Genomic DNA, 25,796 nt, shown 5'->3' with positions numbered 1-25,796 from the left:
TTCAATTGCTTAATTTGACCCCGCGGAGCCCACTTTCCTCGATTTCAGCGCTTGTCCGCAGCGTAACTTCCCGATAATGACCGGCATCGAGGTTGTGAATCAATTTTCCAGGCGCTTAAGCGCCGCGGTTCTATGGAATGACAAGAATGGACGAGAAGTCGGAAGTCATCGAGATGACGGCGGACATTGTCTCCGCCTATGTCGGAAATAACAGCGTGGCGGCGGGCGATCTGCCCAGTCTCATCCAGAGCGTCCATCGCGCGCTGGCCGGCATCTCGTCGGGCGTGGAGACCGCCGAGGCGGCCCCGAAGGAGCCGGCGGTGCCGATCCGGCGTTCGATCACGCCGGACTACCTGGTCTGCCTCGAGGACGGCCGCAAGTTCAAGTCGCTCAAGCGGCACCTGCGCACCAAGTACAACATGAGCCCGGAGGAATACCGGGCGAAGTGGAGCCTGCCGAAGGACTATCCGATGGTGGCCCCCAACTACGCCAAGGCCCGCTCCGACCTCGCCAAGCAGATGGGCCTGGGCCAGGGCGGCCGCCAGGCGGCGCGCAAGAAGCGCGGCTGACCGCCTCTCGCCTCGACTCCTGATCGACGCCCGACGTCACCGGCGGGCGTCTTCGTCTGCGGCGCCGCGACCACAGTCGCCCGCGTTAACCCATTTTTGCTTGCCGCCGATTCCCGCATCGGGCGATAAGTGATTCGCTGCAAATCCAAGCAGTTGTGGGGGACTCTCAAGATGGTGGCGCAGTTCGGCGCCCCGGCCGCGGCCGCGCGGGCCCATGAGGAGCTGTTCCTCTACTGGGCGTCGCTGCGGCGCGGGCTGAAGCTGCCCGCCCGGCGCGACCTCGACCCGGCCGCCATGAAGCGCCTGCTGCCGACCCTCAGCCTCATCGATGTGCTCCCCGCGCCTCGGGAATATCGCATTCGCCTCGCCGGCACCGCGCTTTGGGACGTCTACGGCGGCGAGATCACCGGCCGCGCCCTGGCCGAGGTCTACAACAGCGCCGCGGCGGACTATTGGCGCGCCGAGCTCGGGCGAGTGGTCGACGAGGGGCGGCCCGCCGCGGGCGTGCACAGCCTCGCCTGGCGCGGCGCCTCGCACCTGTCGATGCTTTGGGTGCGGCTGCCGCTCGCCTCGGACGGCGAGAGGGTCGACATGATCCTGGGCTATGATGCGGTGATCGGCCTGGGTCAGGTGATGACCGGCGTCAGGGCGGCTTAGGCGACCTTCGCCGCCTCCGCGTCGCGGCGGATGCGTGCGACCATCGAGGCCAGCCCGTTCGACCGCTGCGCCGAGAGCGCGCCGGAAAGCCCCAGCCGGTCGAGCCCCGCCTTGGCGTCGAAGCCGAGGATGTCCCTCGGCCGGCGTCCGGAGAACAGCCGCAGCAGGATGGCGATCAGCCCGCGCACGATATGGGCGTCGGAGTCCCCTCGGAAGGCCAGGGTCCCGTCGCTGTGGGGCTCGGTCACCAGCCACACCTGGCTCGCGCAGCCCCGCACCTTGTTGGCGTCGCTGCGCTCGGCGTCGGTGAGCGGTGCGAGCTCTCGCCCCAGGTCGATCACATAGCGATAGCGCTGCTCCCAGTCGCCCAGCACATCGAACTCCTCGGCGAGGGCGTCCAGCTCTTGATCGATCCCAGCCATGGCCTGCGCCACTTAGGGCGGGCCATGCGCTTTCGCAACCGCGCTCAGGCGGCGCGCAGCTGCACGCGAGCCCTCAGGCCGCGGCCTTTCACCGAGGCCAGGCTCAGCCGCCCGCCCATCGCGCGGCAGGTGAGCGCGCAGATCGGCAGACCCAGGCCGGCGCCGTCGCCTCGCCCGGAGGCCGCGCCCTTGCCTCCGAACGGCTGCAACAGCCTCGGCAGCTCCTCGCGGCCGACCTCGCCGCCTTCGTCCTCGACGACCAGGTCCACCGCCGCGCCCCGGCGGGCGGCGCGGATGCGCACGGTCGCGGCTTCGGGGGACACGGCGACGGCGTTGTGGATCAGGCCCTTCAGCACGTTGCGCAGGCCGCGGGCGTCGGCCACCACTTCCGGCATGGCCTCCGGTTCGGCCACCTCCACGCGGACGTCGCGCCGGGCGATCTCCTCGGCCAGGCCGGCCAGCACCTCGTGGAGCGCAGGCTCCAGAGCCTCCGGGCCCATCTCCCACTCGATGGTCCCGCTCTCCAGGCGCGCGATCTCCACCACCTGATCGACCAGCCTCAGCAGCTTCTTGCCGCTATCGTTGATGATCTCGGCGTATTCCCGGTACTGCGGCGCGCCCAAGGGGCCGTAGAGCTCCGCCGCCAGGATCTCGGAGAAGCCGAGGATCGAATTCAGCGGCGTGCGCAGCTCGTGGCCCACCTTGCGCAGGAAGGCGCGGGTCTGCTCGTGCGGCGCGAGCTCGCCGCGGGTCCGCGGGGCGGAGGCTGGAGTGGCCGAGTTTCGCATGCGTGAGGCTTGGGGCCTCCATTCGGTGGCGCCTAGCTTCGCGCAGTGCGCTTACGATTTTGTTTCCGCCGGCGGTGCGCGGCTAAGTCGCGTGGCAGGCGAGCCGCCTTACCTGGACTCGCGCGGCCCGCTAAGGTCACCCGGGAGAGGGCGCGAGGGAGGGCGGGAACCTGGCTGGCTCCAGCAGGCGATCGAGACGGGGAAGCCGTGAAAGTCGGGCGCGGGCGCGCGGGCGCCGGTTCGCGGTCGGCTGGCACCTCGCCTGGGCGGTCGCCGTCGGCGCGACGGGCTGGCTGCTCTGGGCGCGCGGCCTGCTCCCACCGGGCGCGGAGCTTGCGGCGCTGGCTGCGGGCGGCGGGGCCGGCGTGGCGGGCGCGCTGCTCGCCTGGGCCGGGGCGGACGCCGCCGCCGTCGCGCTGTGGGCGGTTGGCGGCGCGCTCGCCTGCCTCTTCACCGGCGGCCTCTCGGGCCCGCTGACGCCATGGTGCCTCACGCCCCTGGCGGCGGCCGCGGCCTTCCGCCGGGCCAAGCTCCTGCCGCTGGGCGCTGCGGCGGCGGTGGCGGCGGGCGGCGCGGCGGCTCTGGGTACCGCGTTGTCGCCCCTGCCTGCGGCGCCGGTCGCCAGCGCGCCCTATCTGGCGCTGCTCTCACTGGCCACCGCGGTCGTGGGTCTCGGCGCGGCCCTGGTCGCACTGCACGCGGCGGCGCGCGCCCGCGAGATCGAGCGCGACCAGATCGAGATCGGCCTGCGCGAGGCGCTCTCCCACCAGCCGCAACTGATCCTCGCCCTCTATCCGGCCGGCCGGATCCTGGAGGCGTTCGGCCAGCCGCCGCCTGGCCTCGACCTGCGCAGCCTGCGGGAGCGCAATTTCCTCGATTTCGTGGCGCCGGACGACCGCCCGCCGGTCGAAGACGCGCTCAACCGGGCCGCCGCCGAGGGCTCGGCCGAGATCGCCTTCACCCCGGCCCACGACGCCGAGGGCTGGTGTGTGCTCTCGCTGCGGCGGATGAGCTCGATCCGCCTGGCCGGCGCGCTCCGCGACGCCCGCGCCCAGCGCGCCCGCGAGCTTGAGCTCGACCGCGCCCGCGTCGCCGCCGAGGCCCAGAACGCGGGCAAGTCGCGGTTCCTGGCCAACATGAGCCACGAGCTGCGCACCCCGCTCAACGCCATCATGGGCTTCTCCGACATCATGCGGCAGCGGCTGTTCGGCCCGATGTCGGATCGCTACGCCGAGTACGCCGACCTGGTGCACGACGCCGGCGCCCATCTCCTGGAGCTGATCAACGACGTGCTCGACATGTCGAAGATCGAGGCCGAGCGGTTCGAGCTGGCCCGCGAGGTGTTCGACGCCCGCGAGGCGGTGAGCTCGGTGGTGCGGCTGATGCGCGGCCAGGCGGACCGCGCGGGCGTGCAGCTGCGCGGCGTGCTGCCGCCCGAGCCGCTCGATGTCGACGCGGATCGGCGGGCCATCAAGCAGATCGCCCTCAACCTGGTCTCCAATGCGCTGAAGTTCACGCCGCGCGATGGCTCGGTCACCCTGACGGCGCAATCTGACGGCGAGGCGCTCGAGCTCATCGTCTCCGACACGGGCGTCGGCATCCCGCCGCAGGACCTGGAGCGGCTGGGACGGCCGTTCGAGCAGGCGGGCGACGCGGCCCAGCGCGCCGCCGGTTCCGGCCTGGGGCTCTCGCTCGTGCGCGCCTTCGCGCGGCTGCACGGCGGCGACATGGACATCGAGAGCCAGGTGGGCGAGGGGACCACCGTCACCGTCCGGATGCCGGTGGTCATGCCGGCTGAGCCGGTCGAGCGGGCGCCGGCGGAAGCCTCTGCGGGGTAGTCAGGGCAGCGAGGCCTGCAGGAACGCCTCGCCGGCCGCGAAATCGCCGACCTCGATGTAAGCCCTTCGCGCGGCGCCGTCCGGAAACAGGAACTCCACCGCCACCGCTTCGCGCGGATCGAGCGCAGCCAGCGCGCGCGCCGCCGCGGCGGGAAACCGGAACGCCCAGCCCTGGCGCCCGCCGCTCGGCAGCAGGTCGCGGCCGGCGGGCGCGCGGACCTCGGCCATGTAAGTCGCGAGCCCCGTGGGAGGCAGACGGTGCGACAGCGGCAGGCCCGCGGTCGGCCCGCCCGTCCAGCGGTCCAGATAGGGCCCGGGCGTGCGCGATGCGTCGCGGAGCACCAGCCTGGCCGCATAGGGTCGCGCGCCATCGGCGAACTGCGCCACGGCCACCAGCGCCTGGGCGTCCTCGCGCCCGGCCAAGCCGAAGGTGAGGCTGTCCGCCCCGAAGCGGGCGTGCTGTTCCAGGCGCCAGGCGGACGTGCGGCTCCAGCGGTCGGCCTGCCAGGCGGCGACGTCGCCGGGATAGCTCAGCCGGCCGATGCGCACGAAGCCTGCGAAGGCGGCGCGCACCCGCTGCGCGTCCGCGGCGAGCGCCGGCGAGGCGCAGTCCAGGGCCTCGGCCCTTGCTGCGGCGGCGCGGCTCGTGGCGCGCAGCGATTCCGGGCTCGCGCCGGCGCGCAGGGCCGCGCCGCGGGCCTGCGCGGCCGCCGAGGCCAGCGCCCGGCCGACGTCGGCCGGAAAAAGGCCGCAGCGCTGGTCGGCCGCCTGCATCACCGCGCGCTCGTAGAACAGGTCCGCCCCTTGCGCATGCGCAAGCCCGGGCGCCGCGGCCAGCGCGGCGATCGACAACCCCATCCACCGAGACGCCGGCCGCGCTTTTCTGCGCGTGCTCGTCATGCGTCGTCTTTTCATGGCGGCCCGAAGAACGCCGGACCTCGAGCCGAGCCTTACCGGGCGGGAGTTGCGATAGGGTTAGCGCCAGGGGCATGGTCGCGGTCCATGCTGCTCTCCACCGACATCTGGGTCGGCGCGCTCATCCGCCGCGCCGAGCTCGCCGGGGCCTTCGGCGTGGTCGTCCGCAAGGGCGATCCGCGCGCCGGCGCCGTCCTGGTCAAGGTGCTCAACCGCACCGACGGCACGGCGCGGCTCTATTCGGAGGCCACCCGCATGGACGGCGAGCGGGTGTGGATGCAGCCCGCCCCCTCCGACCAGGAGCCCGACCTCGACCGCTACATCGAGCGCGCGCTCCGTATCGACCCCGACCTGTGGATCGTGGAGATCGAGGACCGGCAGGGCCGCCACTTCCTCACCGAGCCGGTGGAGCGGGGGTAGGGGCGCGACGAGCCCGAGGACCTCACCCGCGTCATCACGGGGCAGGGGGACCGTGGAACGCGGTGGAGGGGGAGGCCCCATCCGCTGTGCGCGCCGCCGCCGCCTCCACCACTCCGTGGTCCGCCTCCCCCATCTGCCAGATGGGGGAGGTACGGAACGCGCGCGACGCTGGTGCTTTCCGCCCGCATGGCCCTCGCCGACCTGCCCGTGCCGCTAAAACTACCGCCCATGGAGGCCAAGCTGGTCGACGAGCTGCCGCCGGGTGAGGGGTGGCGGTTCGAGCCCAAGTGGGACGGCTTCCGCTGCCTGGCGTTCCGCGCCGGCGAGGCGGTCGAGCTGAAGGCCAAGTCCGGCAAGCCGCTCGGCCGCTACTTCCCCGATGTCGTCGAGATGCTGCAGCGCCTGCCTGTCGACCGCTTCGTCATCGACGGCGAGCTCACCATCGCGGTCAACGGAGAGCTGTCGTTCGACGCCCTGCAGCTTCGCCTGCACCCGGCGGAGAGCCGGGTGCGCAAGCTCGCCGCCGAACATCCGGCCAGCCTGGTGCTGTTCGACTGCCTGATGGACGCGCGCGGCCGCAGCCTGGTGGAGGCGCCGCTGTCGAAACGCCGCGCCGCGCTCGAGGCGCTCTACCGGCGCTTCAAGAGCCCGGAGCGGATCAGCCTCTCGCCCGGGACCGAGGACCGCGCCCAGGCGCGGGCCTGGCTGCGCGAGGTGGGCTCGGCGCTCGATGGCGTGGTCGCCAAGCGTCTCGACGGGCCCTACGTCCCCGGCGAGCGCGCCATGCTGAAGATCAAGCGCATGCGCACCGCCGACTGCGTGGTGGGCGGCTTCCGCTACGAGCAGGGGAGCCGCGAGGTGGGCTCGTTGCTCCTGGGTCTGTACGACGACGCGGGACGGCTGGACCACGTGGGCTTCACCTCGACCATCACCGACGCCGAGCGGCCGGCGCTGACCGGGCGTCTCGAGGCGCTGGCCGGAGGCGACGGCTTCACCGGCGACAAGCCCGGCGGTCCCTCGCGCTGGTCGAACGGCCGCTCCGTCGAATGGACGCCGCTTCGGCCCGAGCTGGTGGCCGAGGTCCGCTACGATCACGTGACCGGGAACCGCTTTCGCCACGGGACCAAGCTGATCCGCTTCCGCCCCGACAAGGCGCCCCGGCAGTGCACGATGGAGCAGCTCCGCGGCGAGGCCGCGCCAAGTCGGATCCTCGCCATGACGCGCACCGATCAACCGCTCGTCCCCGCGAAGGCGGGCGCCCGAGCCGAGTCACGGCAGCCCACGCCGCGGGCGTGATATCCATAGTCTCGCATGGATCCTCGCCTTCGCGGGGATGAGCGGAGGATCGCATGACCACCGTCACGCCGTTCCTGATGTTCACAGGCGCGTGCGAGGAGGCGCTCAACGTCTACGTCTCGCTGTTCCCGGAGGCGGAGATCACCAGCCTCTCGCGCTGGGGCCCCGGCGCGGGTGGGCCTGAGGGCAAGGTCCAGCAGGCCTCGTTCACCCTGGCCGGCCGCGAGTTCCGCGCCTTCGACAGCCCCGACGTGCACGCCTTCGGTTTCACGCCGTCCTTTTCGCTGTTCGTGGAGTGCGGCGACGAGGCCGAGCTCGACCGGCTCTACGCCGCACTGGGCGAAGGCGGCCAGGTGCTGATGGCGCTTGGCGACTACGGCTTCTCAAGAACGTTCGGCTGGGTGAACGACCGATTCGGCGTCTCCTGGCAGCTCAACCTGCCCTGAGCCAAAAGCCGCACCGGTTTGCTAACCGGCCCCGCGCACGCTACCTGCCGCGCCCATGAGTTCTTCTCCCGCCGCCGAGGCCGCCCGACGGCGCACCTTCGCGATCATCTCCCACCCCGACGCCGGCAAGACCACGCTCACCGAGAACCTGCTGCTGGCCGGGGGCGCGATCCGCGCGGCCGGCCAGGTGCGCGCCCGCGGCGAGAACCGCCGCACCCGCTCCGACTGGATGAAGATCGAGCGCGAGCGGGGGATCTCCGTCTCGGCCTCGGTGATGACCTTCGACCACGCCGGCAAGATGTTCAATTTGCTGGACACGCCCGGCCACGAGGACTTTTCGGAGGACACCTACCGCACGCTGACCGCCGCCGACGCCGCGGTGATGGTGCTGGACGCCGCCAAGGGCATCGAGCCCCAGACGCTGAAGCTGTTCGAGGTCTGCCGGCTGCGCGACATCCCGATCCTGACGTTCATCAACAAGATGGACCGCGAGGCGCAGGATCCGTTCGCACTGCTCGACGAGATCGCCGGCAAGCTCGCCCTCGATCCCGCGCCGCTCTACTGGCCGGCCGGCTCCGGCGGCCGCTTCCGGGGGATGGTCGATCTGCGGCGCAATCTGTTCGCGCCCTTCGCCAAGCAGCGCTCCGACGGGGCGGCGGGCCATCCCGAGCCGGTCGCGCTGAACGGCAACTCGCTCGCCGCCTTCCTGGACGCGGCCGAGCAGGCCGAGGTGGAGGAGGGCGCGCTGCTCGTGCAGGAGGCGGCCAAGCCGTTCGACGTGCGCTCCTTCCTGGAAGGTCACATGACCCCGGTGTTCTTCGGCTCGGCGCTGCGGCACTTCGGCGTCGACGAGCTGCTCGCCGGCCTCGGCGATTTCGCGCCCGCGCCCGACCCGGTCGTGGCGACCAAGAGCGGGGAGGCGGTGGCGGTCGAGCCTGGCGACAAGGAGGTCTCGGGCTTCGTCTTCAAGATCCAGGCGAACATGGATCCCAACCACCGCGACCGGATCGCCTTCCTGAGGCTCACCTCCGGCCGGTTCGCCCGCGGCATGAAGCTGAAGGTGCAGAACACCGGCCGCCAGCTCTCGGTGAACGCGCCGATGATGTTCTTCGCCTCCGACCGCGAGCTGGCCGAGGAGGCCTACGCCGGCGACGTGATCGGCATCCCGAACCACGGCGTGCTGCGGGTCGGCGACAGCCTGTCCGAGAGCGGGACGCTGAGGTTCGCCGGCCTGCCGAACTTCGCGCCCGAAATCCTGCAGCGCGTGCGGGTCAAGGATCCGCTCAAGGCCAAGCACCTGAAGAAGGCCCTGGAAGGCCTGGCCGAGGAGGGGGTCACCCAGCTGTTCCGGCCGCAGATCGGCGCAGACTTCATCGTCGGCGCGGTCGGGCCGCTGCAATTCGAGGTGATGGCCGACCGCCTGGCGAACGAGTACCAGCTGGAGGTCGTGTTCGAGCCCAGCCCCTACGCCGAGGCCCGCTGGCTGGCCGGCGACAAGGCCGAGCTCGAGGACTTCGCCGGCAAGCACCGCGCCGCGATGGCCAACGACATCGACGCGCAGCCGGTGTTCCTGGCCAAGTCCGCCTGGGAGCTCGGCTACGTCGCCGAGCGCTATCCCAAGCTCCGCTTCGAGCGGGCGAAGGAACGGGCTTAGGTCCTTCTCCCCTTCGGGAGGAGGGAAGCTTTCCGGAACCCACGCCATTTCCGCGCTTTAAGGCCTAGGTCGTTAACCATAGGCTGAAAGTTAAGGACTTGTTAAAGGCGCTGGCTCCGGCTTTGCTGTGGCCGTTCAGGAAAGCCGCCGGCCGTCCCGAGATGGGGCGCCGCGGCCGGCGGAGCGGCGCGATGTTCGAGTTGGGTTGGGATTTCCTGCGCAAGCTCTCCCCGGAGCGGCTGCGTCTCAAGGCCGACGGTCTGACGGGCGGCGACGCGGCCCTGCTCGAACTCCTCGATCTCAAGCTTCTGGCCATGGAGGCCAAGGCCGCCGACGTGGCCGCCGGGCGGGTCGGCGCCCGCGATCGCCCGCAACGCCGCTTGGAAGCCGCCGCCGTCTGGCGCGAGATCGCCCGCCGCACCGGCGAGGCCGCGACGCTGCGCAAGGCCGCCGCCGCAGCCGAAGCCGCCGCCGCGGGCTTCGAGGCGGCTCGCCGGACCGAGGCCTGGGCCCGCGCGCGCTGCGAGCAGGGCGTCTGCGCCATGCTCGGCGCCGAGATCTTCGGCGATCCCGGCCTGGACGCGGCCGCCGAGGCGGCGTTCCGCGAGGCCCGCGCCGCCGCGCACGGCGGCCTCGCCGCGCCGCTCGCCGACCTCGGCCTGGCCGTGATCACCGCGCGTCGCGATCTCGCCCGGGCCGATGCGGCGCACGCCAGGGCGTCCGCCGAGGCGCTCGCCGCGCCGATCGCCGCCCTGGACGCCATCTCGCGCCGCGTCTCGATCGGCCGCGCGCTGGCCGCCGAGGGGCGGCTGATCCGCGCCGACCTGCTCTGCGGCTGGGGCGTGCGCCTGAAGGACGAGGCGTTGCTCAAGGCCGCGCTCGAGGACGCGGCCGCCGCCGCTCTCCGTGTCGATCCGGCCTACGAGCCGATCACCTGGGCGCGCGCCGAGGGGTTGCGGGGCCAGGCGCTGACCTTGCTGGGCGAGCTCACCGGCGACATGGACCTGGTCGCCGCGGGCGCCAGCGCCCTGGCCGCCGCTCTCGACCAGCTCTCCCGCGACCACAGCCCGCTCGACTGGGCGCGCACCCAGATCGCGCTCGGACAGACCCTGCGGGCGCTGGGCGACGCCAGCGCCGAGGCCCGCGCCTACGAACAGGCGGTGACCTGCTACGAGCGCGCCGGCCTGGTGCTCAACGCGCTGCAGGCGAGCCCCCTGCGCGGCCTGGCCGCGGGCGCGCGCGCCGCCTGCCTCGCCAAGCAGGCCGAGCTCACCGGCGACCTCGCCCTGCTCGACATCGCCGAGGCGGCGATGAAGACCGAGCTTGCCGCGCTCTCGCCACGGCGCGATCCGATAGGCTGGGCGCTGGCCCAGCTTCACCTCGCCCGGCTCTACGAGGCGCGGATGGACATCACCGGCCGCGACCGCGGCCTGCGCGCCGCGGCGCTGACCGCGCTGGAAGCGGCGCTCGACGTGTTCGCCGAACAGGGCATGGGTTCGCTCAGCGCCATCGCGGCGGAAGCCTTGCAACGGATGCGCCTCGGCGTGCCGTCTCCGTCGCGTCCTGCGGACTGACGCCGGCTTTTCCGGGCCGCCCTGCTCTGTCAAGCTGCCCCTCCCGCACGGAGGACGCGCCTTGAACGCCAGGCTTGTGATGGTTCTGGCCGGCTTGCTCGCCGCTCCGGCCGGCTCCGCGGCCGCGCAGAGGCCGGCCGGCTGGATCGCCGCTCCGAACCTGGCGGAGGTCGCGGCGGCCTATCCGCAGCGCGCCCGGCTCGCCCGCCGGGCCGGCGCAGCGGAGCTCACCTGCGGCGTCAACTTCGACGGCTGGCTCCGGGATTGCGCGGTGCTGGCCGAGCAGCCGGCCGGCGAGGGCTTCGGGATCGCGGCCCGCAGGCTCGCGGAACGCTTCCGCACCGTGCGCACGTCCAGTCTCGCCAACGGCGCCGACGTGCGGCTGCGCATCGCCTTCCGGCCCGAGATGCTGCAGCCCGGATCCTTCGTCGTCCAGACGCCGGCCTGGGCCGCGCTCCCGAGCGCCGCCGACTTCCAGGCCACCTTCCCGAAGATCGCCAATGACGTGAACGAGGTGCGGGTGGTCATGACCTGTTCGGTCGCCGCCGGCGGGGCCCTCTCGGCTTGCGCCGTCGAGCGGGAGGACCCGGCGGGCCAGGGCTACGGGGCCGGGGCGCTGGCGCTCGCGCCGAAGATCCGGGTCGGGCTATGGACGCCGGACGGCCTGCCGACCGTGGGCGCGCGGGTCCGCGTGCCGATCCGCTACGAGCTCCGGCCAGCACCCGCCGCCGCGACGCCCTGAGTCAGCCCCCGCGCCACCACCTGAGGCCCGCCTGTTCGGCGAGCCCGAGCAGGCCGTGCAGCGCCACGCCCATGATCCCGAGCGCCGCGAGCGCGGCGATCATCCGGTCGGTCTGCAGCTTGTTGCCGGCGTCGAGAATCTGCCAGGCGAGCCCGCGCACGCCGCCGGAGCCCGCGCCGAACTCCGCCACCACGGCCCCGATGATCGCCAGGCCCGCCCCCACCTTGTGGCCCTCCAGCAGGAACGGCACCGCCGAGGGCAGCCGAAGGCGCGACACCGTCTGCCAGCGACTTGCGCCATAGAGGACGAACAGACGTTCGAGATCCCGGTCTGCCGACTTCAGCCCGGCCACTGCGCCGGAGAAGATCGGGAAGAAGGCCACCACCACGGCCAGCGCCACCAGCGCCCGCTCCGGGTGGTCGATGCCGGCCCAGATCAGGAACAATGGCGCGATCGCCACCACCGGCGTCACCTGGATCACCGAGGCGAGCGGCCGGATCGTGCGGTCGAGGATCGGCGAAAGCGCCACCAGCACCGCCAGCGCCTGGGCGATCAGACTGGCGATGACCAGGGCCACGATGGCGACCGTCAGCGTCCGCCAGGCGGCGGAGAGCAGGGCCGGGAGATTGGCGACCAGGGCCTCGGCCACCCGGGACGGCGGCGGCAGCAGGTAAGGCGGCACCTGCAGCGCCCGACAGGCGATCTCCCATCCGCCGATCAGCAGCGCGATCAGCGCCCAGGGCGCGGCGATCTCCAGCGCGCGCCTCATGCGGCCATGCCCGCGGCCAGCGCATGCGACACGGCCTCCACGCTGCGGCGGAATTCCGGCGTGGTGCGGAATCCGGCCGGCCGGGGCAGGGCGCCCTCGACCGCGAAGTCGCCCGCCAGGCGGCCCGGCCCCGGGGTCATCACCACCACGCGCGAGGCCATGTAGACGGCTTCCTCGACATTGTGGGTCACGAAGACGATGGCCGGCTGCAGCGCCTGCCACAGGCGCAGCACGTCATCGGCGAGCGCGCGGCGGGTGATCTCGTCCAGCGCCGAGAACGGCTCGTCCAGCAGCAGGAGCTTGGGTTCGGTGACCAGCGCGCGGGCCAGCGAGACGCGCATCGCCATGCCGCCGGAAAGCTGCGCCGGTCGCGCCTCCTCCGCCCCGGCGAGCCCGACGCGCGCGAGCGCCTGGCCGGCGCGCCGGCGGGCCTCCTCGCGGCCGGTCCCGGCGAGCTCCAGCGGCAGGGCGGCGTTGGCCCGCGCCGACAGCCAGGGCGCAAGCGTGGGCGCCTGGAAGACCACCGCCGTCTCGCCGCGGCCCGGATCGCGCAGCACCTGGCCGCGGCTGGGCGCCTCCAGTCCCGCCAGCAGCCGCAGCGCCGTCGACTTGCCGCACCCCGAGGGCCCGACCAGCGCGACGATCTCGCCGACCGCCAGCTCCAGGGTGAACGGGCCGAGCGCGGGCCCGCGAGCGTAGTCGACCTCCACCGCTCGCAATGCGGCGAGGCTCATGCGGCCGGCCGGCGCTCGGATCGACGCGGCCTCATCGCCCCACGAACTGCAGGGTGTAGGCGGCGCGGTAGTCCATGGTCTTGGGATAGATTCCCTGGCTGGACGCGACGTCGAAGAACTGCTTCCACCGCGCATCGGTCATGGCGCCGATCCCGAGCGTCTTGGCGTCGCCGCCGTCCACCAGCCCATAGCTCCGCATCTTGTCGCGCGCCTGGGCCAGGACATCCTCGGTCATCTCCGGATTGTCCTTCATGATCAAGGCGTCGGCGGGCTTTGGATCGCCGTAGAGATAGTCACGCCAGCCCTTGGCGGAGGCCTCGACGAAGGCCTTCACCGCCGCCGGGTTCCTGGCGATCAGGTCGTCGCGGGCGAGCGCCATGGCCGCGTAGCCGGGATAGCCTTCGTCGGCCAGCAGGAAGACCTTGGGCTTCAGGCCCGACTGCTTCTCGATGGTGTAGGGCTCGCTCGTCAGATAGCCCTCCTCGGCGACGCGCTTGTCGGCCAGGAACGGCGCGGAATTGAAGGTGTACTTGCGCACCTGGCTGTCGGAGAAGCCGTACTTCGCCTTCAGCCACACCCAGAAGGCCGAGACCGAGGCGTCGGAGAGCAGGATCGGGTGGCCCTTCAGGTCGGCGATCGAGTTGATCCCCTGGTCCGGGTGGGCGATCAGCACCTGCGGGTCCTTCTGCATGAAGGCCGCCACCGCCTTCACCGGTGCATGCTCGCGGGCGAGGTTCATGACGATGAAGCTGTTGGAGCCGTCGCCCAGGTCGACCGCGCCGGCGGCCAGCAGCTGCGGCACGTTCACCCCCGGACCGCCCTGCACCAGCCGCACGTCCAGCCCGCGCTTGGCGTAGAGGCCCTCGGCCAGCGCCTCGTAGAAGCCGCCGTGCTCGGCCTCGGCGCGCCAGTCGGTGGCGAAGCGCAGCGGCGTGCCCTTGCCGGACGCGGCCTGCTGCTTCGCGGGCGAACAGGCGGCGAGCGCCACGGCGGCCGCGGCCGCGATCAGACTGAAGGCTTTCATCCGTGTCCCCGGCTCGAGAGGGCCGAAACCTAGGGCTCTCCGGCGGAGCTTGGAAGGGGGCGAAGGGTCGGAGGTTCCCCGCATAGCAAGAGGGCGGCGCATCGGTCGCCCGGTGCGTCGCCCTCTCATCCAGATCCGTTGGGGGATCTGCGCCTTCAGGCCAGCTACGGTATCCATCTGCGGGTCGCCCCGCCGACAATCATCGCATCCGGGCTCCTCCGAGTTGCGGGTCCCGGGTCGCCCCGGTTCCATGCCTCTCCAAGAAACCTCCGCTCGCTTGCTCCTTCCGGTCGCCCGGTCGGCTCTGCGCTGCAGGTCCTGTCAGCGACTTGACGGTGCTCTCGAAGCCCGGCGCAGGCAAGCGCCCGATCCGGCGCAGGTGTGGGCGAGGCGACAAAATAATGTGAATAACTTGTTAACAAGCACCTGGAACTTCTCGGAATTGCGTTTCGAATCAACGGCCTTGAATATCCACAGGAAAGCGACCGCCGTTACGCGGAGCCCTCCAGCGCCTCGCGCCGGCCCTCCAGCTCCAGCCATTCGGTCTCCGCCGCCGCGAGGCGCGCGCGGCCGGCTTCCAGCGCCTGGCTGAGCCGTTCGAACCCCGCCGGGTCGCGGCCGTAGAGCGCCGGGTCGGCGAGCCCTGCCTCCAGGGCCGAGAGCTTGCCCGGCAGTTCGTGGATCAGCCCCTCCAGTTCCGCCAGCCGCCGCTGGTCCTTGTAGGAGAGCTTGGCCGCCGACGTCGCCTCCCGCTTCGGCCTCCGTGCGCCCTTGGGCGCCGCGCCGTTCGCCTCGGGCGCGCGGAAGAAGCCCGGGTTCTGCGACACGAAATCGGCCCAGCCGCCCGGCGTCTCGACCGCGCGGCCGCGGCCGTCCAGGCCGATGGTCGAGGTGGCCAGCCGGTCGATGAAGTCGCGGTCGTGGCTGACCAGGATCAGCGTGCCCTCGTAATCGGCCAGCAGGTCCTCGAGCACGTCGAGGGTCTCCATGTCGAGATCGTTGGTGGGCTCGTCGAGCACCATCACATTCGAGGGCTGGGCGAGCGCCCGGGCGAGCAGCAGGCGGTTGCGCTCGCCGCCCGACAGGCTCTTCACAGGCTGGCGCAGCTGGCCTTCGGCGAACAGGAAGTCCCTGGCGTAGGCTGCGACATGCTTCGGGCGGCCGCGCACCATCACCTGGTCGCCGCCCTGCGGCGTCAGCACGGCCTGCAGCGTCATCTCCGGGGCGAGCGTGCTGCGGGACTGGTCGATGTAGGCGATCTCCAGGTTGGTCCCGAGCGTCACCACCCCGGCATCGGGGGCGATCTGGCCCAGCAGCAGCCTCACCAGCGTGGTCTTGCCCGCGCCGTTGGGACCCACGATCGCCACCCGGTCGCCGCGCAGGATGCGGGTGGAGAAGCCCTTCAGGATGGTCCGCTCGCCGAAGCCCTTGGAGATCGCCTTCGCCTCGGCGACGCGCTGGCCGCTGATGCCTGAAGAGGCGACGCCCATCGACAGTCCGCCGCGCGCCTCGCGCAGGCGGTCGGCCTTGGCCAGGCGCATGGCGTCCAGCCGTCGACGGCGGCCTTCGTTGCGCGCCCGCCGGGCGGTCACGCCGCGCGCCAGCCAGTGCTGCTCGCGCTCGATGGCGCGGGCGAGCCTGCGGGCCTCCTCCGCCTCCTGCGCCTCGATCTTCTCGGCCCACGCTTCGAAGGCCGCGAAGCCCTTGTCCAGCCGCCGGACCTGCCGGTACTCGAGCCAGAAGCAGCGCTTCGTCACCCGCTCCAGGAAGGCGCGGTCGTGGCTGACGATGAGCGCCGCGGCGCGGCTGGCCGCCAGCTCCGCCTCCAGCGTCTCGATGGCCAGGATGTCCAGGTGGTTGGTGGGCTCGTCCAGCAGCAGGACCTCGGCGTCCTCGGCGAACGCGCGGGCCAGCGCCGCGCGCCGGACCTCCCCGCCCGAGAGCCCTTCGGCGGGCTTGGCCGGATCCAGCCCGAAGCGCTCCAGCGCCGCCTTGGCCCGGTGCGCCGCCGCGCCGCCATGGACGGCGTAGTCGAGGAGGCTGGTCCCGACGATCTCCGGCTCCTGGGCGACCACAGCGATGCGGCTCCCCGGGGTCACAGTGCGTTCGCCGCCGTCCGGCTCGACCTGGCCCGCCAGCACCCGAAGCAGCGTCGACTTGCCTGCGCCGTTGCGGCCGACCAGGCAGGCGCGCACGCCCGCCTCCAGGGCGAGGTCGACGCCGTCGAACAGCATCACCGGCCCATCCGCCAGCCGCACATCCTTCAGCGCCAGGATCGGAGGTCTCATCGGCCGCGTGAGATAGAGGCTTGCGTCGACCGCGGAAAGGTCCCCCGGGGCTGCCCGCGCGATCCGCCTGTCTCAGGCCTGACAGGCCGGGTACGCTTATGTTCAGGTTCGAGCGCTGAAACTGCAGACGACAGGGAACCCAGAGGCCAACCCATGCATCCGCGCCTGATTCTCCTCTCCTGCGCCGCAGCCGGCCTCGCCCTGGCCGGCTGCAACCGGCCGGCCGCCCAGGCGCCCGCGCCGCCCGCCACCGGCGCGCCGATCGCCAGCCTTCCCTTGGCCGAGGGCGCGCCGCCGCCGCCGGTTCTCGCGCCGCCGGCCGCGCAGCTTCCGCCCGCGCCGCCGGTGAAGGTCGTCCGTGCGCCGCCCGAGAGGCGCTACCGCTACATCGACCGGGCCTATGCCCTGGGCCAGGCGTTCGGCGACACGCCGCCGGACTACACCGTCGACTACCAGGGCGAGCGGCCCTGGGTCTGGCGCTCGGCCTCCGGCGACTACCGCGTGATCGAGCCCACGCCGGCCGGCGACCGCTACTACTATTTCATGGCCGGCAGCGACGAGCCCGTGCTGATCGGCGATCCGCAGTACGCCTACGGCTATGACAACGGCGAGCTGGCGGCGGTTTACGACGCCTACGGCCAGCCCGCGCCCTACGATCCCGACGCCGCCGAGCGGGCGGCGCGCTATCTCGCGCGGGCGAGGGCGCTTTACGCGGCGGCCGTGCACGAGCGCCGCGAGGCCGCCTACGCCTCGGCCTGGCGCGCGCGCCGCGATCAGGTGCTCCGGCAGCAGCAGGCCTGGGCGGCCGCCCAGCAGCGCGATGCGGCCTGGCGTCAATGGCACGAGCAGCAGCAGGCGCAGGAGCGCGCCCGCTATGCGCAGGAAGCGGCCATGCGGCAGGCCTACGCCGCGCGCGTCGCGCCGCAGATCGCCGCGGCGCCGATCGGGCCGGCGTATGGAACCGGCGGTCGGGACCAGCGCCGGCTGGCGGCCGTTGCGGCTCGCGCCCAGCAGCAGCAGCAGCAACAGCAGCAGCAGCAGCAGCAGCAGCAGCAGCAGGCGGCCGCGCGCGCGGCCCAGCTCCAGGCTCAGGCGCAGTTGCAAGCCCAGGCCCAGGCGCAAGCTCAGGCCAGAGCGCAAGCCGCCGCCCGGACGAACCAACAGCAGGCTGCGTCCGAGCAGGCCGCCCGTCAGGCCGAAGCGGCGCAGCGGGCCCAGGCGCAGGCCGCCCAGCGTGCCCAGGCCGAGAGGGCCCATCGCGACCAGGCGGCGCAGCGGGCCCAGGCGCAGGCCGCCGCTCAGCAGGCGCAGATGCAGGCCCAGGCGCAGGCCAAGGCCCGCGCAGAGGCCGACGCCGCCGCCGCGGCTCGGCGGCAGCAGGCGCAGGCGGCCCGGGCCGCAGAGGCTGGCAAGGCCCGCCAGGCCGAAGCGGCGCAGCGGGCTCAGGTCCAGGCGGCGCAGAAGGCTCAGGCCGCCCAGGCCGCCGCTCGCGCCGCGGAAGCGGAGAAGGCGCGCCAGGCCGAAGCGGCGCAGCGGGCTCAGGCGCAGGCCGCCCGCGCGGCCGAGGCCGAGAAGGCGCGCCAGGCGCAGGCGGCCCAGCGCGCCCAGGCGCAGTCCGAAGCGCAGGCCGCCCGCGCGGCCGAGGCCGAGAAGGCGCGCCAGGCGCAAGCAGCGCAGCAGGCCCACGCGCAGGCCGCCGCCCAGCGGGCGCAAGCCGCCCAGGCCGCCGCGGCGCAAAAGGGCCAGGCCGCCCAGGCGGCGCAGGCCCAGCGCAAGGCCAAGAAGGCCGAAGAGAAGGCGCAGGACAAGACGCCGCAATAGCGCCTCCGCACCCCATGGCGTCTCTCGGGAGAGGGTCGCTATGGTGGGCCGCCGGGCCGTCGCCTTAGGATGGCCGGTCCATTGGGGTGGAGTGTCGGCCTTGCTCAAGCGCGTCCTGATCGCCAACCGAGGCGAGATCGCCATCCGCATCGCCCGCGCCGCCGCCGGCCTCGGGATCGAGAGCGTCAGCGTCCATTCCCCCGCCGATGCGCTCGGGCTGCACACCCGCACCTCGGATCGCACCGTCGAGATCGGCGCCGGCGAGCCCGATCCCGTGAAGCCCTACCTGGATATCGAGGCGCTGATCGCCGCGGCGGTGGAGACCGGCTGCGATGCGGTCCACCCGGGTTACGGCTTCCTCTCCGAGACCGCCGCCTTCGCCCGCCGCTGCCTGGCCGAGGGCCTGACCTTCGTCGGGCCGATGCCGGAAACCCTGGACCTGTTCGGCGACAAGGTGCGGGCCCGCGCGCTCGCCGCCAGCCTGGAGATCCCGACGGCGGCGGGCAGCGACGGCGCGCTGGCCTCGGCCGAGGACGCCGCCCGCGCCGCCGAGCGCATCGGCTATCCGGTGATGCTCAAGGCGTCCGGCGGGGGCGGCGGGCGCGGCATGCGGCGCGTGGACCGGCCCTCGGAGCTCGAGACCGCCTTCGCCCGCTGCCGCAGCGAGGCCCAGGCCGCCTTCGGCGATGGGGCGGTGTTCCTGGAGAAGATCGTCGCGCGCCCGCGGCACATCGAGGTGCAGGTGCTGGCCGATGCGGCCGGCGGCGCGATCCACCTCTGGGAGCGCGACTGCTCCGTGCAGCTGCGCCATCAGAAGGTGATCGAGATCGCTCCGGCGGCGGGGCTCGATCCCGACCTGCGGGCCCGCATCCTGGAAGACGCTCTCCGCCTCGCCCGCGCCGCGGAATATGTGAACGCCGGCACGGTGGAGTTCCTGGTCGAGCCGGAGACCGGGGCGCACGTCTTCATCGAATGCAACCCCCGCATCCAGGTGGAGCACACCGTCACCGAGCAGGTGACCGGCGTCGATCTCGTGGAAGCCCAGTTCCGCATCGCCTCGGGCGAGACGCTGGCCGAGCTCGGGCTTTCCGAGCCGCCGCAGGCCAGGGGCTACGCCGTCCAGGCCCGCGTCACCGCCGCCGGCGCCGGGCGGCTCGACGCCTACAAGGAGCCGGGTGGGCCTGGGATCCGCGTCGATTCCTGCGGCTATCCGGGGCTCGCCCCGCCGCCGCAGTTCGACCCGATGTTCGCCAAGGTCATCGCGACCTCGAACTCGACCGGCTCGCTCGCCTCGGCCGTCGGGCGCTGCCGCCGTGCGCTGGCCGAGTTTCACATCGCGGGCCTGCCCACCAACCTCGCCCAGCTGCAGGCGATCCTGGCCGTGGCCGCGGTGCGCGAGGGCGATGCGCGCACCACCCTGCTCGCCGAGCGCCCCGAGCTCGCCCAGGCCCCCGCGGCCCAGCGGGACGCCTCGCCGGCCGTGGCGCTGATGGCCGAGGGTGCGGGCCCCGCCGCCGGACGGCGCGCGCCGCTCCCGCCCGCCGAGCCGCCGCGGCTGCCGCTGGAGGACGGCGAAGAAGGCGTCGAGAGCCCGATGGCCGGGGCCGTCGTCGAGGTCGCCGCCCGCGTGGGCGCAACCGTGGCGGCGGGCGACACCCTGGTCGTGGTCTCGGCCATGAAGATGGAGACCTCGGTCACCGCGCCGGTGGCCGGCGTGGTCACCCGCCTGGCGGCCCTCGAGCCCGGCGTGCAGGTGGCCGCCGGCCAGATGGTGGCCGCGATCGCGCCTTCGGCCGAGGCCCGGAATGCCGCCCGACCGACGCGCGCCCATGGCGACGACGGCTGGCGGCCCACCCTCGACAAGGTGGCGGCCCTGCAGAAGATCGCCCACGACCGTTTCGCGCCGGAAAGCCAGGATCCCGGCGTGGTGCGCCAGCGGAGCCGCGGGAAGCTCGCCTGCCGCGAGCGCATCGAGCTGCTGCTCGATCCCGGCAGCTTCCGCGAGGTGGGCAGCCTCGCCGGCTTCGCGAGCTATGACGAGGCCGGCGCGATCGCCGAGTTCACCCCGGCCAACCACGTGGGCGGCTGGGGCGCGGTCCAGGGGCGGCGCGCCATCGTCTGCGCCGACGACTTCACCTCCCGCGGCGGCCACGCCGACGGGGCCATCGGCCAGAAGAGCCGCTACCTCGACGAGCTGTCGCTGGAGTTCCGCTGCCCCTCGGTGCGGCTGCTCGACGGCTCCTCGGGCGGCGGCTCGGTCGCGGCCATGGTGCCCAAGCAGCAGGGCGAGGGCGAAAGCGCGGCGCGGGAGTCCACCGGCGCCATCCAGGCGGGTCGCCCGCGCGTGGCCGGCGGCGGCGGCTCCTTCCTGCCGGGCCACCTCGGCAGCGAGATGTACGCCCGCCAGCTCGCCACCGTGCCGGTCGTCAACGTGCTCCTGGGCAGCGTGGTCGGGATCGGCGCCGCGAAGGCGGTGCTCGGCCACTTCTCGGTGATGGTGCGCGACATCGCCCAGCTGTTCGTCGCCGGGCCGCCGGTGGTCGCCCACGCCATGGGCTACGAGATCAGCAAGGAGGATCTCGGCGACTGGCGCATCCATTGCCGCAACGGCTCGGTGGACAACCTGGCCGAGACCGAGGAGGCCGCCTTCGAGCAGGCCCGCCGCTTCCTCTCCTACCTGCCCTCCAGCGTGTTCGAGGCGCCCCCGCGCGCCCAGCCCGATCCCGCCGATCCGCCGGACCGCCGCGAGGAGGAGCTGTTCACTCTCATCCCGCGCAAGCGAACCACGACCTTCGACATGCGCCGGGCCGTACGGCTGATGGCCGACCGTGGCTCGTTCTTCGAGATCGGCGCGCTGTGGGGCGCGGACCAGATCACCGGCCTCGCCCGCTTCAACGGCCATCCCGTCGGCGTCATGGCCTCCGACAGCCGCCACGAGAACGGCGGGGCGCTCACCGCCGACGGCTGCGACAAGCTCAAGCGCCTCTCCGACCTGTGCGACCTCTTCCACCTGCCGATCCTCAACCTGGTCGACAATCCCGGCTTCGCGGTGGGGCTGGAGCACGAGATCGCCGGGACCATCCGCAAGGGCGGCGAGTGGATGATCGCCTTCTCCCAGGTGGGCGTGCCGATCTTCACCGTCATCATGCGCCGCAGCTTCGGGGTCGCCGGCAACAACTACGCGACGCCCAAGGCCGCGGCCTCGGCGCGCGTGGTCTGGCCCGCGGCCGACGTCGGCGGCATCCCGCCGGAGGGCGGCATCGAGGCCGCCTACAAGCGCCAGCTTGCCGAGGCGGCCGACCCCGCCGCGCTCCGCGCCGAGATCGAGGCGCGGATCGAAAGCGTCCGCGGGCCGATCGGGCCGCTCAACCGCTTCCAGATGGAGGAGATGATCGATCCGCGCGACACCCGCCGCTGGATCTGTGAGTGGGTGGAGAACGCCGCCCGCGTGGCGGCCCTGCCGCACGCCCTGGTCTCCCGCCCCCTCGGTTACCGTCCCTGAACTCCACCCCCAATTGTGGCGGCAATGGTGGAGGGGGCCACGCGCGGCCGATTCTTCCCCCCCGCTCATCCCCGCGAAGGCGGGGATCCAAGCCGAGCCGCAAATGCGCCGACCCGACCTCAGCATGGGCCCCCGCCTCCGCGGGGGCGAGCGGGGAACTGAAGTTCGAGGCCGCGTCGCCGCGGCGGTCGGGCTGACAATCCGTCCGGCTCCGCTCGACGGCGCCTCTCGCGGGGCCTAGATCACCGCCCATGGCGGGCGACCCGTTCTGGCGCCGCAAGCGTCTCGATCAGATGACCGCCGCGGAGTGGGAGAGCCTCTGCGACGGCTGCGGTCTGTGCTGCCTGGTGCGCTTCGAGGAGGAGGACACCGGCGAGGTCGTCCCGACCCGGGTCCACTGCAAGCTCTACGACCCCGAGGCCTGCCGCTGCAGCGATTACGCCGACCGCCGCCGCCACGTGCCCGACTGCGTCAAGCTCACGCCCGGCAACATCGCGGCCCTGCCATGGATGCCGAAGAGCTGCGCCTACCGCCGGCTCGCCGAGGGCCGCGACCTCGCCTGGTGGCACCCGCTGGTCTCCGGCGATCCGGAGAGCGTGCATCGGGCCGGCGTCTCGGTGCGCGGCCAGACGGTGAGCGAAAAGGCGCTGTCCGACCCCGAGGACGCCCTGGATTTCGCCGCCCCCGATCTGATCGCCGAGCGCGGACGGGACTAGAAGGACGGCTCGGAGGCAACTTCGGCCGCCATCGAGAGCCCGGGCCTGGTCGCCGCCGGCCTGTGGCCGAAATGCAACACACGCTCTTGCGTGCAACCGCCGCCGGACCAATCTAGAAAGTCCCAGGACTTAGACAGCGTAACCCCGAGGTCCCCGACTTGGCGCGCGACCCCTATCAGGAGCTGGGCGTCTCCCGCACGGCCAGCGCGGACGAGATCCGCAAGGCGTTCCGCAAGCTCGCCAAGCAGAACCATCCTGACGCCAATCCCGGCGACAAGGAGGCCGAGGAGCGCTTCAAGCGGGTCAGCGCCGCGTTCGACATCGTGGGCGACGCCGACAAGCGCAAGAAGTTCGACGCCGGCGAGATCGACGCCGACGGGCGCGAGAGCATGCGCGGCTTCGGCGGCGGCCGCGGGCCCTGGGGACCGCAGCCCGGCGGGGCGGGCCGCGACAACGGCTTCGGCCGCGGCGGCGCCTACCGGGAGAGCTTCGAGGGCGTCGACCTGGGCGACATCCTCGGCGAGATGTTCGGCGGCCGCAGCGCGGGCCGCGGCGGCGGCTTCGGCGGCTTCTCCCAACGCGGCGCCGACGTGCGCGCCAAGCTGGAGATCGACCTCGAGGAGGCGATCAAGGGCGCCAAGAAGCGAATCGGCTTCTCCGACGGCCGCACCATCGACGTCACGATTCCCAAGGGCGCGCAGGACGGCCAGACGCTCAGGCTGAAGGGGCAGGGCGCTCCTGGCCGGGCCGGGCCGGGCGACGCCTTCATCGAGCTCGCCATCGTCCCCCATCCGATCTTCCGGCGGGAGGGCGAGGTTCTGGTCATGGACCTGCCGGTCACCGTTTACGACGCGGTGCTGGGCGGGAAGGTGGAGGCCCCCACGCCCGATGGTCCGGTGACGCTGACCATCCCGAGGGGGACCAACTCCGGCGCCAAGCTCAGGCTGAAGGGGCGGGGCCTGTCGGACGCCCAGGGCCGCCGCGGCGATCTGTTCGCGCGCCTGGTGGTCACCTTGCCCGACGCTCCCGATCCGGAGCTCGAGGCCTTCGCCCAGGGCTGGAAGGCCAAGCGGCCCTATACGGCCAGGCGGCGTTCGTGAGCCGGCCCTCAACGCCCCATTCAGGCCGGGTTCAGTCCCACGGCCTAGGATGGCGGCCATGACGTCCTGGCCCGCCCTCGCCGTGCTGCTCCTGGCCGCGGCCGCCCCGATCGCGGCTTCGGCCCAGGACGACGGCCGTCCCGTGCTCGGCGCCGGCCGCTCCGACCAGGACCAGGCCCGTGCGGCGGTCCGCGCCGGACGCCAGGCGCCCCTGTCGAAGGTGCTGGCGATGATCGCGGCTCGCACGCCCGGCCGGCATCTCAACACCACCATGGGCGACTCGGGCGGCCGGCCCGCCTATTTCGTGCAGTGGCAGATGCCGAACGGCCGCGTGAAGGTGTTCGTCGTCGATGCCGAGACCGGCGCCATGATCGGCGAACAGGGCGGCTAGGCCGAACCGAGAGGAACGACGCAAGTGCGCATCCTGCTTGTCGAAGACGATCCGGACCTGTCGCGGCAGCTGAAGCAGGCGCTGTCCGACGCCGGCTATGCGGTCGACCATGCCCCCGACGGCGAGGAAGCCCAGTTCCTCGGGGAGACCGAGCCCTACGACGCCATCATCCTGGACCTCGGTCTGCCGAAGGTGGACGGGGTCTCGGTGCTGGAGCGCTGGCGGCGCGACAACATGGCCACGCCGGTGCTGATCCTCACCGCCCGCGGCGCCTGGAGCGAGAAGGTGGCCGGCTTCGACGCCGGCGCCGACGACTACCTGACCAAGCCGTTCCACACCGAGGAGCTGCTGGCGAGGCTGCGGGCGCTGCTGCGGCGCTCGGCCGGCCACGCCGCGCCGCACCTCTCCTGCGGCGGCCTGCGTCTCGATCCCCGCGCCGCGCGCGCCAGCGTCAACGGCGAGCCGCTGCGGCTCACCTCGCTGGAGTACCGGCTGCTGCACTATCTGATGATGCACCAGGGGCGGGTGATCAGCCGAACCGAGCTGGTGGAGCACCTCTACGACCAGGACTTCGACCGGGACTCCAACACCATCGAAGTGTTCATCGGCCGCGTGCGCAAGAAGATCGGGCCCGAGCGCATCGAGACGGTTCGCGGCCTCGGCTATCGCCTGACCTGCCCGGAGGAGGAGTTGGGCGGGTCCGGCCAGCCCTGACGACGTGCGCATGATCGGCGAGGCGGCGCGCCGCCCATCGCTCGCCCGGCGGCTGATGCTGCTGGCGCTGAGCTGGAGCCTGGCGGCGCTGGTGGTCTCCGCGGTGCTGTTCGCCGTGCTCTTCCAGCAGGCGGCGCTGCGCCGGTTCGACATGGGCCTGTCGGACCTGATCGACAACCTCACGGCGGGAACCACGGTGGACCAGGGTCAGGTGATCGCACCTGCGCTCACCGACGAGCGGGCCTTGCGCGCCTATTCGGGCCGCTACTGGGAGATCGCCGAATTCGCGCCGGGCGGCAAGATCCACGCCGACGCGCGCTCGCGCTCCCTGTGGGACTCAGAGATTCATCCGCCGTCCGATCTCGGCCAGCGCCTGGCCGCCAATCCGGGCCAGCCGGTCACCTTCAGCACGCGCGGGCCGCTCGGCGAGCCGCTGCGCGCCATGGCCTCCAACCGCACCGTGTTCGGCCGGCCGGTGATCTTCCTCGCCGCGGAGGACCGCTCGCCGATCGATTCCGACGTGCGCGCCTTCATCGCCTGGACCGCCGGCGCGTTCCTGCTGCTGGGCGCAGGTCTGATCGCCGCCATCGTCATCCAGGTGCGCGTGGGGCTGGGGCCGCTGTTCGAGCTCCAGCGTGAGGTGGGCGCGGTGCGCCGGGGGGCTGCAGACCGGGTCGCCGGCGCCTATCCGACCGAGCTCATGCCGCTCGCCGAGGAGCTCAACGCCCTGATGGCGCACAACCAGGAGGTCGTGGAACGCCAGCGCACCCACGTCGGCAACCTGGCGCACGCCCTGAAGACCCCGATCTCGGTGATGATCACCGAGTCCGCTCAGCGGCCAGGCCCGCTGGCCGAAGTGGTCACCCGTCAGGCCGACGTCATGCGTCGGCAGGTGGATCATCACCTGCGCCGCGCCCGCGCCGCGGCCCGCACGCAGGGGCAGGGGGAGCGCACCTCGGTGGCCGAGGTGGTGGACGAGCTCGCCCGCACCCTGGAGCGCATCTTTCAAGACAAGGGCGTGGTCATCGACTGGGACGCCGACGAGGATCTCTACTTCCTGGGCGAGCGGCAGGATCTCCTCGAGATGGTGGGCAACGCGATCGAGAACGCCGGCAAGTGGTGCAAGGGCAAGGTCAAGGTCCGCGCCGCGGCCCTCGGACGCGACGGGTTGCGGCTCACGGTCGAGGACGATGGTCCCGGCCTGCCGCCGGACCAGCGGGAGGAGGTGCTGCGCCGCGGTTCGCGTCTCGACGAGAACGCGCCTGGATCCGGCCTGGGTCTGTCGATCATCGACGAGCTCGCCCGCGCCTATCGCGGCGCCCTCCGGCTCGACGACTCGCCGCTGGGCGGCCTCAAGCTGGTCATCGACCTGCCCCGCTCCGCCGCGTAACGCCGTTGTTAGCTTTCGGAAAACCT

General features: G+C 72.7%; 23 protein-coding genes. 16 read left to right on the top strand and 7 right to left on the bottom strand.

Features of this window, described 5'->3' with window-relative positions:
* Window positions 1-146 precede the first annotated feature (146 nt).
* Together VLI41_RS12705 and VLI41_RS12700 are read left to right on the top strand one after the other, a co-directional pair.
* A complete protein-coding gene (locus tag VLI41_RS12705; RefSeq protein WP_325268453.1) occupies window positions 147-569 on the top strand; it encodes a MucR family transcriptional regulator in 423 nt (140 codons plus the stop codon).
* A gap of 171 nt (window positions 570-740) precedes the next feature.
* A complete protein-coding gene (locus VLI41_RS12700) occupies window positions 741-1,226 on the top strand; it encodes a PAS domain-containing protein (protein WP_325268452.1) in 486 nt (161 codons plus the stop codon).
* Here VLI41_RS12700 and VLI41_RS12695 read toward each other — a convergent pair.
* Together VLI41_RS12695 and VLI41_RS12690 are read right to left on the bottom strand one after the other, a co-directional pair.
* Window positions 1,223-1,648 (bottom strand): SufE family protein, encoded by a 426-nt coding sequence (locus VLI41_RS12695; RefSeq protein ID WP_325268451.1) that lies wholly within the window; start codon window positions 1,646-1,648, stop codon window positions 1,223-1,225. The genes VLI41_RS12700 and VLI41_RS12695 overlap by 4 nt on opposite strands.
* Window positions 1,649-1,692: 44 nt before the next feature.
* Window positions 1,693-2,436, bottom strand: coding sequence for a HAMP domain-containing sensor histidine kinase (locus tag VLI41_RS12690; RefSeq protein ID WP_325268450.1), 744 nt, complete (start codon window positions 2,434-2,436; stop codon window positions 1,693-1,695).
* Between the two features lie 365 nt (window positions 2,437-2,801).
* Between VLI41_RS12690 and VLI41_RS12685 the strand changes: the two genes are divergently transcribed.
* On the top strand, window positions 2,802-4,274 hold the full coding sequence (locus VLI41_RS12685; RefSeq protein WP_325268449.1) for a PAS domain-containing sensor histidine kinase: 1,473 nt from the start codon (window positions 2,802-2,804) through the stop codon (window positions 4,272-4,274).
* Here the strand turns inward: VLI41_RS12685 and VLI41_RS12680 are convergent, their stop codons facing one another.
* Window positions 4,275-5,132 (bottom strand): hypothetical protein, encoded by an 858-nt coding sequence (locus VLI41_RS12680; protein ID WP_325268448.1) that lies wholly within the window; start codon window positions 5,130-5,132, stop codon window positions 4,275-4,277.
* Between the two features lie 144 nt (window positions 5,133-5,276).
* On the opposite strand from VLI41_RS12680, the gene VLI41_RS12675 reads away from it, so the two are divergent.
* The 6 genes from VLI41_RS12675 (at window position 5,277) to VLI41_RS12650 (ending at window position 11,321) form a co-directional block, all read left to right on the top strand.
* Complete coding sequence (locus tag VLI41_RS12675; RefSeq protein ID WP_325268447.1) at window positions 5,277-5,609, top strand: DUF1491 family protein; 333 nt, start codon at window positions 5,277-5,279, stop codon at window positions 5,607-5,609.
* 171 nt (window positions 5,610-5,780) lie between these two features.
* Window positions 5,781-6,905: an ATP-dependent DNA ligase gene (locus VLI41_RS12670; protein WP_325268446.1), complete on the top strand. Its 1,125-nt coding sequence runs from the start codon at window positions 5,781-5,783 to the stop codon at window positions 6,903-6,905.
* Between the two features lie 53 nt (window positions 6,906-6,958).
* A complete protein-coding gene (locus VLI41_RS12665) occupies window positions 6,959-7,351 on the top strand; it encodes a VOC family protein (protein WP_325268445.1) in 393 nt (130 codons plus the stop codon).
* A gap of 55 nt (window positions 7,352-7,406) precedes the next feature.
* Window positions 7,407-9,005, top strand: a complete 1,599-nt coding sequence (locus tag VLI41_RS12660) for a peptide chain release factor 3 (RefSeq protein ID WP_325268444.1) — start codon at window positions 7,407-7,409, stop codon at window positions 9,003-9,005.
* Window positions 9,006-9,196: 191 nt separating this feature from the next.
* A complete protein-coding gene (locus VLI41_RS12655) occupies window positions 9,197-10,579 on the top strand; it encodes a hypothetical protein (protein WP_325268443.1) in 1,383 nt (460 codons plus the stop codon).
* Window positions 10,580-10,640: 61 nt separating this feature from the next.
* Complete coding sequence (locus VLI41_RS12650; RefSeq protein ID WP_325268442.1) at window positions 10,641-11,321, top strand: hypothetical protein; 681 nt, start codon at window positions 10,641-10,643, stop codon at window positions 11,319-11,321.
* Between the two features lies 1 nt (window position 11,322).
* On the opposite strand, the gene VLI41_RS12645 is transcribed toward VLI41_RS12650, so the two are convergent.
* From VLI41_RS12645 to VLI41_RS12630, 4 genes are all read right to left on the bottom strand, one after another.
* Window positions 11,323-12,090 carry an ABC transporter permease gene (locus tag VLI41_RS12645; RefSeq protein WP_325268441.1) on the bottom strand — a complete coding sequence of 256 codons (768 nt, stop codon included), beginning with the start codon at window positions 12,088-12,090 and terminating at the stop codon, window positions 11,323-11,325.
* Window positions 12,087-12,824 (bottom strand): ABC transporter ATP-binding protein, encoded by a 738-nt coding sequence (locus VLI41_RS12640; protein ID WP_325268440.1) that lies wholly within the window; start codon window positions 12,822-12,824, stop codon window positions 12,087-12,089. The genes VLI41_RS12645 and VLI41_RS12640 overlap by 4 nt, the downstream gene beginning before the upstream one ends.
* A 31-nt stretch (window positions 12,825-12,855) precedes the next feature.
* Window positions 12,856-13,848, bottom strand: coding sequence for an ABC transporter substrate-binding protein (locus VLI41_RS12635; protein WP_325268439.1), 993 nt, complete (start codon window positions 13,846-13,848; stop codon window positions 12,856-12,858).
* Between the two features lie 491 nt (window positions 13,849-14,339).
* Window positions 14,340-16,136: an ABC-F family ATP-binding cassette domain-containing protein gene (locus tag VLI41_RS12630; RefSeq protein WP_325268438.1), complete on the bottom strand. Its 1,797-nt coding sequence runs from the start codon at window positions 16,134-16,136 to the stop codon at window positions 14,340-14,342.
* Between the two features lie 153 nt (window positions 16,137-16,289).
* Here VLI41_RS12630 and VLI41_RS12625 point away from each other — a divergent pair, with 153 nt between their 5' ends.
* From VLI41_RS12625 to VLI41_RS12595, 7 genes are all read left to right on the top strand, one after another.
* Window positions 16,290-17,957, top strand: coding sequence for a hypothetical protein (locus VLI41_RS12625; RefSeq protein ID WP_325268437.1), 1,668 nt, complete (start codon window positions 16,290-16,292; stop codon window positions 17,955-17,957).
* Between the two features lie 100 nt (window positions 17,958-18,057).
* The gene (locus VLI41_RS12620; protein WP_325268436.1) at window positions 18,058-21,459 is read left to right on the top strand and encodes an acetyl-CoA carboxylase family protein; all 3,402 of its coding nucleotides are present in this window, start codon (window positions 18,058-18,060) and stop codon (window positions 21,457-21,459) included.
* 251 nt (window positions 21,460-21,710) lie between these two features.
* Entirely contained in the window at window positions 21,711-22,175 is a 465-nt protein-coding gene (locus VLI41_RS12615; protein ID WP_325268435.1) for a YcgN family cysteine cluster protein, read from the top strand.
* A 158-nt stretch (window positions 22,176-22,333) separates the two neighbouring features.
* On the top strand, window positions 22,334-23,275 hold the full coding sequence (locus tag VLI41_RS12610) for a J domain-containing protein (protein WP_325268434.1): 942 nt from the start codon (window positions 22,334-22,336) through the stop codon (window positions 23,273-23,275).
* 58 nt (window positions 23,276-23,333) lie between these two features.
* Window positions 23,334-23,666, top strand: a complete 333-nt coding sequence (locus VLI41_RS12605) for a hypothetical protein (protein ID WP_325268433.1) — start codon at window positions 23,334-23,336, stop codon at window positions 23,664-23,666.
* A gap of 24 nt (window positions 23,667-23,690) precedes the next feature.
* The gene (locus VLI41_RS12600; protein WP_325268432.1) at window positions 23,691-24,380 is read left to right on the top strand and encodes a response regulator transcription factor; all 690 of its coding nucleotides are present in this window, start codon (window positions 23,691-23,693) and stop codon (window positions 24,378-24,380) included.
* A gap of 10 nt (window positions 24,381-24,390) precedes the next feature.
* Complete coding sequence (locus tag VLI41_RS12595; protein ID WP_325268431.1) at window positions 24,391-25,770, top strand: sensor histidine kinase; 1,380 nt, start codon at window positions 24,391-24,393, stop codon at window positions 25,768-25,770.
* Window positions 25,771-25,796 lie beyond the last annotated feature (26 nt).

The sequence above is a fragment of the Phenylobacterium sp. genome, from assembly GCF_035475775.1.
Classification (GTDB): Bacteria; Pseudomonadota; Alphaproteobacteria; order Caulobacterales; family Caulobacteraceae; genus Phenylobacterium.
This window is presented reverse-complemented; position numbering and strand designations above follow the sequence as displayed.

What these genes read in the sequence shown, in the direction of transcription:
- VLI41_RS12680 (WP_325268448.1), bottom strand. Translation starts at nt 5,132, where the DNA reads ATGGGGTTGTCGATCGCCGCGCTGGCCGCGGCGCCCGGGCTTGCGCAT.
- VLI41_RS12625 (WP_325268437.1), top strand. Translation starts at nt 16,290, where the DNA reads ATGCATCCGCGCCTGATTCTCCTCTCCTGCGCCGCAGCCGGCCTCGCC.
- VLI41_RS12700 (WP_325268452.1), top strand. Translation starts at nt 741, where the DNA reads ATGGTGGCGCAGTTCGGCGCCCCGGCCGCGGCCGCGCGGGCCCATGAG.
- VLI41_RS12675 (WP_325268447.1), top strand. Translation starts at nt 5,277, where the DNA reads ATGCTGCTCTCCACCGACATCTGGGTCGGCGCGCTCATCCGCCGCGCC.
- VLI41_RS12595 (WP_325268431.1), top strand. Translation starts at nt 24,391, where the DNA reads ATGATCGGCGAGGCGGCGCGCCGCCCATCGCTCGCCCGGCGGCTGATG.
- VLI41_RS12605 (WP_325268433.1), top strand. Translation starts at nt 23,334, where the DNA reads ATGACGTCCTGGCCCGCCCTCGCCGTGCTGCTCCTGGCCGCGGCCGCC.
- VLI41_RS12645 (WP_325268441.1), bottom strand. Translation starts at nt 12,090, where the DNA reads ATGAGGCGCGCGCTGGAGATCGCCGCGCCCTGGGCGCTGATCGCGCTG.
- VLI41_RS12695 (WP_325268451.1), bottom strand. Translation starts at nt 1,648, where the DNA reads ATGGCTGGGATCGATCAAGAGCTGGACGCCCTCGCCGAGGAGTTCGAT.
- VLI41_RS12665 (WP_325268445.1), top strand. Translation starts at nt 6,959, where the DNA reads ATGACCACCGTCACGCCGTTCCTGATGTTCACAGGCGCGTGCGAGGAG.
- VLI41_RS12655 (WP_325268443.1), top strand. Translation starts at nt 9,197, where the DNA reads ATGTTCGAGTTGGGTTGGGATTTCCTGCGCAAGCTCTCCCCGGAGCGG.
- VLI41_RS12690 (WP_325268450.1), bottom strand. Translation starts at nt 2,436, where the DNA reads ATGCGAAACTCGGCCACTCCAGCCTCCGCCCCGCGGACCCGCGGCGAG.
- VLI41_RS12615 (WP_325268435.1), top strand. Translation starts at nt 21,711, where the DNA reads ATGGCGGGCGACCCGTTCTGGCGCCGCAAGCGTCTCGATCAGATGACC.
- VLI41_RS12705 (WP_325268453.1), top strand. Translation starts at nt 147, where the DNA reads ATGGACGAGAAGTCGGAAGTCATCGAGATGACGGCGGACATTGTCTCC.
- VLI41_RS12660 (WP_325268444.1), top strand. Translation starts at nt 7,407, where the DNA reads ATGAGTTCTTCTCCCGCCGCCGAGGCCGCCCGACGGCGCACCTTCGCG.
- VLI41_RS12635 (WP_325268439.1), bottom strand. Translation starts at nt 13,848, where the DNA reads ATGAAAGCCTTCAGTCTGATCGCGGCCGCGGCCGCCGTGGCGCTCGCC.
- VLI41_RS12640 (WP_325268440.1), bottom strand. Translation starts at nt 12,824, where the DNA reads ATGAGCCTCGCCGCATTGCGAGCGGTGGAGGTCGACTACGCTCGCGGG.
- VLI41_RS12630 (WP_325268438.1), bottom strand. Translation starts at nt 16,136, where the DNA reads ATGAGACCTCCGATCCTGGCGCTGAAGGATGTGCGGCTGGCGGATGGG.